This is a genomic window from Terrabacter lapilli, from assembly GCF_039531305.1.
Lineage (GTDB): Bacteria > Actinomycetota > Actinomycetes > Actinomycetales > Dermatophilaceae > Terrabacter > Terrabacter lapilli.
The window spans coordinates 48,235-54,766 of the sequence record NZ_BAAAPU010000012.1; the positions used below are offsets into that span (position 1 = coordinate 48,235).

The 6,532-nt window shown below is 67.2% G+C and carries 6 protein-coding genes and 1 tRNA gene; 6 read left to right on the forward strand and 1 reads right to left on the reverse strand.

Annotated features, from left to right (window positions below):
• Positions 1–104: 104 nt before the first annotated feature.
• From ABD241_RS20130 to ABD241_RS20140, 3 genes are all read left to right on the forward strand, one after another.
• Positions 105–635 carry a phosphotransferase-like protein gene (locus ABD241_RS20130; protein WP_344067154.1) on the forward strand — a complete coding sequence of 177 codons (531 nt, stop codon included), beginning with the start codon at positions 105–107 and terminating at the stop codon, positions 633–635.
• Positions 636–1,104: 469 nt separating this feature from the next.
• The gene (locus ABD241_RS20135; protein ID WP_344067158.1) at positions 1,105–1,515 is read left to right on the forward strand and encodes a VOC family protein; all 411 of its coding nucleotides are present in this window, start codon (positions 1,105–1,107) and stop codon (positions 1,513–1,515) included.
• A gap of 703 nt (positions 1,516–2,218) precedes the next feature.
• Entirely contained in the window at positions 2,219–3,502 is a 1,284-nt protein-coding gene (locus ABD241_RS20140; RefSeq protein WP_344067161.1) for an anaerobic sulfatase maturase, read from the forward strand.
• A gap of 206 nt (positions 3,503–3,708) precedes the next feature.
• Here ABD241_RS20140 and ABD241_RS20145 read toward each other — a convergent pair whose 3' ends face one another.
• Positions 3,709–4,008, reverse strand: coding sequence for a hypothetical protein (locus tag ABD241_RS20145; RefSeq protein ID WP_344067164.1), 300 nt, complete (start codon positions 4,006–4,008; stop codon positions 3,709–3,711).
• A gap of 405 nt (positions 4,009–4,413) precedes the next feature.
• Between ABD241_RS20145 and ABD241_RS20150 the strand changes: the two genes are divergently transcribed.
• The 3 genes from ABD241_RS20150 to ABD241_RS20160 all read left to right on the forward strand — a co-directional run.
• The gene (locus tag ABD241_RS20150) at positions 4,414–5,382 is read left to right on the forward strand and encodes an epimerase (protein ID WP_344067167.1); all 969 of its coding nucleotides are present in this window, start codon (positions 4,414–4,416) and stop codon (positions 5,380–5,382) included.
• A gap of 253 nt (positions 5,383–5,635) precedes the next feature.
• Positions 5,636–5,711, forward strand: a tRNA-Arg gene (locus ABD241_RS20155).
• Positions 5,712–6,174: 463 nt separating this feature from the next.
• On the forward strand, positions 6,175–6,532 hold a 358-nt coding region (locus tag ABD241_RS20160), incomplete at its 3' end, for a hypothetical protein (RefSeq protein WP_344067170.1).

Consider the following 6,532-nt stretch of genomic DNA (forward strand, 5'->3'; position numbering starts at 1 on the left):
GTAGGTCATGTCCTGCCGCAGAGCTGTCCCAGCCCACGCGAAGCTGAGTAGGAGCCAGCTCGGCGCTCACAGGCATGTGCTTGCTCTTCCCTTAGCCTCGATCCGTGACCGCGCTCCGTCCACTTCTCCTGACCGGCGGTCCGGCGGTCGGCAAGACCACGACCGCGCGAGCCCTGGCCCGCGTGACTGATCAGTGCGCGTACATCGACGTGGACGACGTACGCCAGATGATCAAGAGCGGCGGGATCGCGCCATGGAAAGGCCTGGAGGGCCGGGCCCAGCACCTCTTGGGGGTGCGCAACGCGGCAGCTCTGGTCGCCAACTTCACCGATGCCGGCATCAGCGTGATCCTCAGCGATGTCGTGACGCGAGACCTTCTCAACGTCTACCGAGACCTGGTGCCGGAGCTATTGGCGATCCGGCTCGCCTGCGAGCTCCCGACAGCGCGGGCGCGGGCAAGCACCCGCCGGGTCTACCTCACTGCCGAGGAGTTCGAGATGCTTCATCGTCAACAGAGCGAACCGCTCGGCACGGACGTGGAGCTGGACGTGTCTCGCCTGACGCTGGAAGAGCAAGTCGACGCCGTACGCCATCACTGGCTCCACCCACAGGGAGATGGGCGATCTGCCGGGTGATCCATCCGTGACTGCCGCGCGGCGACCGGAGCTCCGACGACAGAGTCCCGGACTGGCCTCGTCGAGGTGCTGCGGCGCGAACAGTGCGGCCAGATCCTCGAAGAGGTCGACGACCGGTACCGTCGCGCGACGCCGGGCGCACTGGGTCGCCCACACCACTGGTGGACATTTGGGCGCGGGAGCGCCCTCCGGTCACTCCCAGTCCGCGCTACGTGGCCGTCCACCGTGACGGGGACGGCGGTCCCGACGGGTATGCCGGCTACTGAATCGACAGCGGAACCGTGACGGTCGACGAGACGCCGAACTTTCCCCCTACTGCCTGCACTGGTTCTGACCCCGTGGTCGCTACCCACCGCGCGACAGGCACTATCCGGTCATGCCGCTGCATCGGTCCTAACAATGAGCGACCGTGCCACGCCGCTACTTTGTGTTGGCTACGTTGAGTTGGCCAACCAGTCAGGAGGCGCCAGTGTCCGACTATCCCGTTTTGGTTCATACCGCAATCGACGCGCACGACTGCCGAGGTCTGGCCGAGTTCTATCGCGAGTTCCTCGGGCTGCATTACCGGGATCGGGACAAGCCGCCGACCGACGGCAGCCCTGACGAAGCGGACTGGATTGTCCTGCTAGACGACAACGGCAATCGAGTGGTGACCGTTCAGAAGAAGGAAGGAACGACGGCTCCAACATGGCCGTCGGAGGCGGTCCCGATGCAGATGCACATGGACTTCGCGGTTCCGACGCTAGAGGATCTGGAGCGCCACCGCGAACGTGCTGAGAAGCTGGGGGCGCGGCTGTTGTACGACCGTACGCATGTGCGGGACGCTCCGCTCTACGTGCTCGCCGACCCAGCCGGACACCCCTTCTGTCTCCTGGTCTGACCCGGCCGGGCGCGAGGGTGTCGCCCCTGGTATCTGGATGCGCGAGCGACAGCAGAGCGAGTCGACCAGGACGCGCGGCTCTGGGGCGCAGCGCCGATGCCCGCGACCGTTCGAGGGCAGGGCTGAGCTCCTCCGGATCCGAGAGGCTGGCTGCAGTGAGGAGGTCGGACACCCGGCGCACGGCGTCCGCGTCGGACTCGTCGAGAGTCAGCCACAGAACCGCTCCCTGGCCCTGCTGCCCTCGTCGGGCGGCCGCGCCGACACGTGTCGACTTGCCATAGGCCGCCATACCTTCCAGCAGGACGACCGGTCGGCGGTCGATCAGCGGCAGGCGTGGTCCGACCATGTCACCCCGTAGGTAGATGCGTATGGCCGTGATGCGGCCTGCTCGTTCAGCAGACGTCGTGGCGACTGTGATCCAGAGTCCCGGGTCCGTTCAGGTTGCGGACAGACCTCGCGCGTACAGAACGAGGAGAGCTCAAGGACCTTGGACCCTTGCGGCTTCAGAGGCGCATTCCCACGATCAAAGGCATGCAACCGAACCCGACCACCACGCTGGCGTGCAGGTGAGGACGCTGGGGCACGTCTCCCGTGGTGACACTGCTCAGGCGCCGGTCGTCCGGCGCCATCGCGCACATCCTGAAACCCAAGGCAGTGGCTCGGGCACTGTCGGTCACCATTGGTCGTCGCGAAAGGCACCATCATGACCACCGCGCCCGCCGGGCGACAGCCCGTGCACATCATGGCCAAGCCGACCGGGGCGGTGTGCAACCTCGATTGCGAGTACTGCTTCTTCCTGTCCAAGGAACAGCTCTATCCGGACAGCACCTTCCGGATGACGCCTGAGACGCAGGAGACCTATCTCCGGCAGCTCTTCGCCACCCACCCGGCCGGCGGCGAGGTCACCGTCAACTATCAGGGCGGCGAACCGACCTTGATGGGACTGCAGTTCTTCAGAGACAGCGTCGAGATCGCCGACCGGTTCGCCGGCCCTCACCAGCGCGTCCAGCACACCATCCAGACCAACGCCACGCTCCTCGACGACGACTGGGGAGCGTTCCTGGCCGAGCACGGCTTTCTCGTCGGGGTCTCGATCGACGGCCCCCGCGAGATGCACGACGCGTTCCGGGTGGACAAGGGCGGCAAGCCCACCTTCGACCGGGTGCTGCGCGGCATCGACGTGCTCAAGCGCAACGCGGTCAGCTGGAACGCGCTGACCACGATCAACGCGGCCAATGCCGAGCATGGCCTGGAGGTCTACCGGTTCCTGCGCGACGACCTCGGCGCGACCTTCATCCAGCTGATCCCGATCGTCGAACGTGTCACCCCGGCGCTGCTGCCCATGGCAGACGCCGGGTGGGGCGTACGCGCCAAGGACCGCCCCCTGTACAAGCAGGAGGGGTCCGCGGTGACGCACCGAAGTGTGACCGGCGAGCAGTACGGCCGCTTCCTCATCGAGGTCTTCGACGAGTGGGGGCGCAACGACGTCGGCGATGTCTTCGTGCAGATGTTCGACACGGCCCTCGCGCACTGGCTCGGCATGGACCAGGCCGGGATGTGTGTGCATGCCCGCACCTGCGGCACTGCGCTCGCGCTGGAGCACAACGGCGACCTGTACTCGTGCGACCACTTCGTCGAGCCGGCCTACAAGCTGGGCAACCTGGCCGAGGGCCGCCCCATGCTCGACCTCGTCGTGTCGGACCAGCAGAAGGCCTTCGGCAACGCCAAGGCCGACCTGCCGCAGTACTGCCTGGACTGTGACGTGCGGTTCGCGTGCAACGGTGGCTGCCCCAAGGACCGCTTCGACACGACCCCCGACGGAGAGCCCGGGCTGCACCACCTCTGCGCGGGGTACAAGGACTTCTTCCACCACGTCGACGCGCCCATGAGGGTCATGGCCGAGCTGCTGCGCAACGGGCGAGACGCCACCGCACTTCGCGACTGGTACGCCGCCCGCGACACGCGGGACACCGCACCGACTCCTTAGGAGGGCGCCGCCCGCCGGTCCTCCCGCCACTGCGACTGCGTCTTGAGACGCTCACTGTGCACCGCTTCCCGCAGCCCACGTCGTACGACGACCAACGTCGGGGGCGGGGAGGGTTCAACCCCAGAGGAATCGTCCCCTGACGCTCGGACGAAGCCGCTCCCCCGACCTCACCCCACCCGGTGAGGTCGGAGCCGGACCCCCCGGGGCTACGCCGTCGGCGACGTGGTCGCGGTCGACGACGCGCGGCGCTGGGCCGCACCGGCGCCCCAGTGGCTGATGTCGAGCAGTGCGGCGACGGCCACCCAGAACCAGTCCCACCCACTCAGGCCGCCGGCCCGCCAAAGGATGACGTACATCAGGGTCGCGAACGGCAGGAAGAGCAGACCGAGCAACGGCCAGATCCACGAGGTGAAGGCTGCGTTGACCATGGCAGGTCGGGCGATCCAGACGATAAGGAGGGCCAGTCGTGGGAACACGCCGGCCAGCAGCACGAACAGGCAACCCATGGTGTGCACCTCTCCTCGACCGTAGCCCGACGCTCCCATGCGGACCCAACGCCGGACGTCACCCGAGACGGGTGATCTCTGACCGCGCCTCTCGAAGGAGCGGTTCCCGTGCGGGCAGTTAGTTAAGCGGCCGCCTGACGGACTCGGCCTGTTAGACGGGGCAGGGGCAAGCCGGACGAACGCGAGATCATGGTCGCGCCAGAGACTCTGCTGGCTGGGCCGTAGCCGCCTGCGCAGACACCGGTCGTGCCGTCAAGGAAACAAGTTGCCGCTGATCGGGGGGCCACGTTGTGTCGTCTGTGCTCCGCGATCACCGCGAGGCGAGGTGTCCCGGGCGCCTCGTCTTCCGGCTTGCGGATGGGTGTCGCGAGCAGAATGGTCCGGCGCCACCGATAGCGTGCCGCCATGAGCGGGGGCGCACGGGCCGTTGTAGCTGGCTGGAACGGGTTCATCGGACACCGTCTCGTCGACGATCTCGCGGCTCGCGGGTACGACGTCGCACGCATCGGACGTACCGGCCCGGATGGTCGGTGGAGCGATCCCACCTCGCTCGCCCGCCTCGTCGACGGCTCAGCCCTGGTGGTGAACCTGGCCGGCAAGAGCGTGGGCTGCCGCTATACCGACAGGAATCGGGAGGAAATCCTGCGCTCGCGTGTGGCCACCACACGACTGCTGCGCGAGGCGGTCGCCGCCGCTGCACAACCTCCGCGCCTGTGGCTCAACGCCAGCACCGCGACGATCTATCGCTACGCCCTCGATCGCCCCCAGACGGAGTCCGGCGGTGAGCTCGGTACGGGGTTCTCGGTCGATGTGGCGCGCAGCTGGGAGCGTGAGCTGTTCGCCGGCGACCTGCGCGGCACCCGCCGCATAGCGTTGCGCATGGCCATCGTGCTCGGCGGGCCGGCCTCCGACATGCTCGCCCGGGTGGCCCGCCTGGGCGTCGGCGGGGCGCAGTACGACGGGTGGTGGTTCCAGCACCGGCGCTACCGCGGCATCGGCGAGGACCCCTCTGGCGGGCCAGTACCGATCCACCACTCGCACGGGCGCCAGAAGTTCTCGTGGATCCACATCGACGACGTCCTGGGCTCGATCCGCTTCCTCGAGCAGCGCGAGGACCTCGACGGCCCGGTGAACCTCACATCACCGAATCCGAGTGACAACCACACCTTGATGACCGAGTTACGCCGCACAGTAGGCATGCCGATCGGCATGCCCGCGCCGCGGTGGCTGCTGGAGCCCGCCATGTGGGCCCTTCGCAACGAATCCGAACTACTGCTGAAGAGCCGGTGGGTACTGCCGGAACGGCTCACATCCGCCGGGTTCGAGTTCCGCTGGCCCCAGCTCGGCCCTGCCCTTGACGACACCGTCGGTTAGCCGAACCGGCCAGCGCAACCCCACGCCGACGCGGGCATCGAGCATGGCTCCCGGCCGGCCGCCGGGATCCGCCGTCGAGTAACCGGATCTGCCGCTGATGGTGCGCTACGCCGCGCCGTCGGCAGCCACGCGCGGGAGGCCCGCCGCAGTCCAGTAGCCTGTCCCCGTTGGTCGGCCCAGCAGGGCCTCGTTACAGCGAGGGTTACAGCGATCCTTGCAGCGAGGTTTCCAGTGAGGGTTTCAGCCATGCCCCGCCCTCGTAGCTCAGGGGATAGAGCACCGCTCTCCTAAAGCGGGTGTCGCAGGTTCGAATCCTGCCGGGGGCACCACACGTTTTACGTAGGTCAGAGGCGGTGTCAATCATCAGCCTTGGCCCCTTCCATGAGCCCGACCGGCCCGTTGTGGCACATCTGCGGCGCATGGATGCGTTGAGCTACTCCGCGAAGTAGCACGAGCCGCCAGAGTGCCCGGGCCACGCCCAAGGCCAATTGGTGATCAATTTCCGTACTGGCTCAAGCGCGCCTCCGGCGCGAAAGAGCGCGGGACCCCGCGCTCCGGTGATGTCGCGCCTTTGCACCCCACCGCACCCCGCGCGTAGGGCTCGTCAGGACCTACAAACAGCAAGCACCGCCACGAAATCACGACCTTGGCAAGACTCATTAGGCACGAATCAGCACCGTTCGCCAGAAGTCTGGCCCAGTGGCTATGTTGGTCATCCGCACCTGCTGCCTGCCGTTAGCGGCCCTCGCGAAGTTGCCGCATAGACAGCGTCCGGCTGGCATTCTCTCTGGCATGCGCCGAATCACAGGGGTGACCGGGGTCGGGCTCGTCGTGCTGGGATTCGTCGGCTTCATTGTCGGCAGCTCGATCGAATCTCTCGCCAGCCCGTGGCTGGCTTTGCTGACCCTTCTCATGGTGCCGATCGGCTTCGTCTTCATCTGGGAGGCACAAGTGGTCTGGCCCCAAGACGCAACCCCCTATCCCTGGCGCCGCAGGCTGGCCGGACTGGTGGTCGGTCTGATCACGTTGGCTTCGGCTGTCGTCACACGGGGAGTGCTCGCCGCAACCCTGCCGAACAATTGGATCGCACACGGCGTTGCGGTGCTCGCAGGCGGGCTGGTCGGCGATTTCACGTTCAGACGGCTTCGAG

Bases quoted from the DNA above. Each gene is read 5' to 3' on its own strand.
- ABD241_RS20140 (WP_344067161.1), top strand. From the start codon at position 2,219: ATGACCACCGCGCCCGCCGGGCGACAGCCCGTGCACATCATGGCCAAG.
- ABD241_RS20145 (WP_344067164.1), bottom strand. From the start codon at position 4,008: ATGGGTTGCCTGTTCGTGCTGCTGGCCGGCGTGTTCCCACGACTGGCC.
- ABD241_RS20150 (WP_344067167.1), top strand. From the start codon at position 4,414: ATGAGCGGGGGCGCACGGGCCGTTGTAGCTGGCTGGAACGGGTTCATC.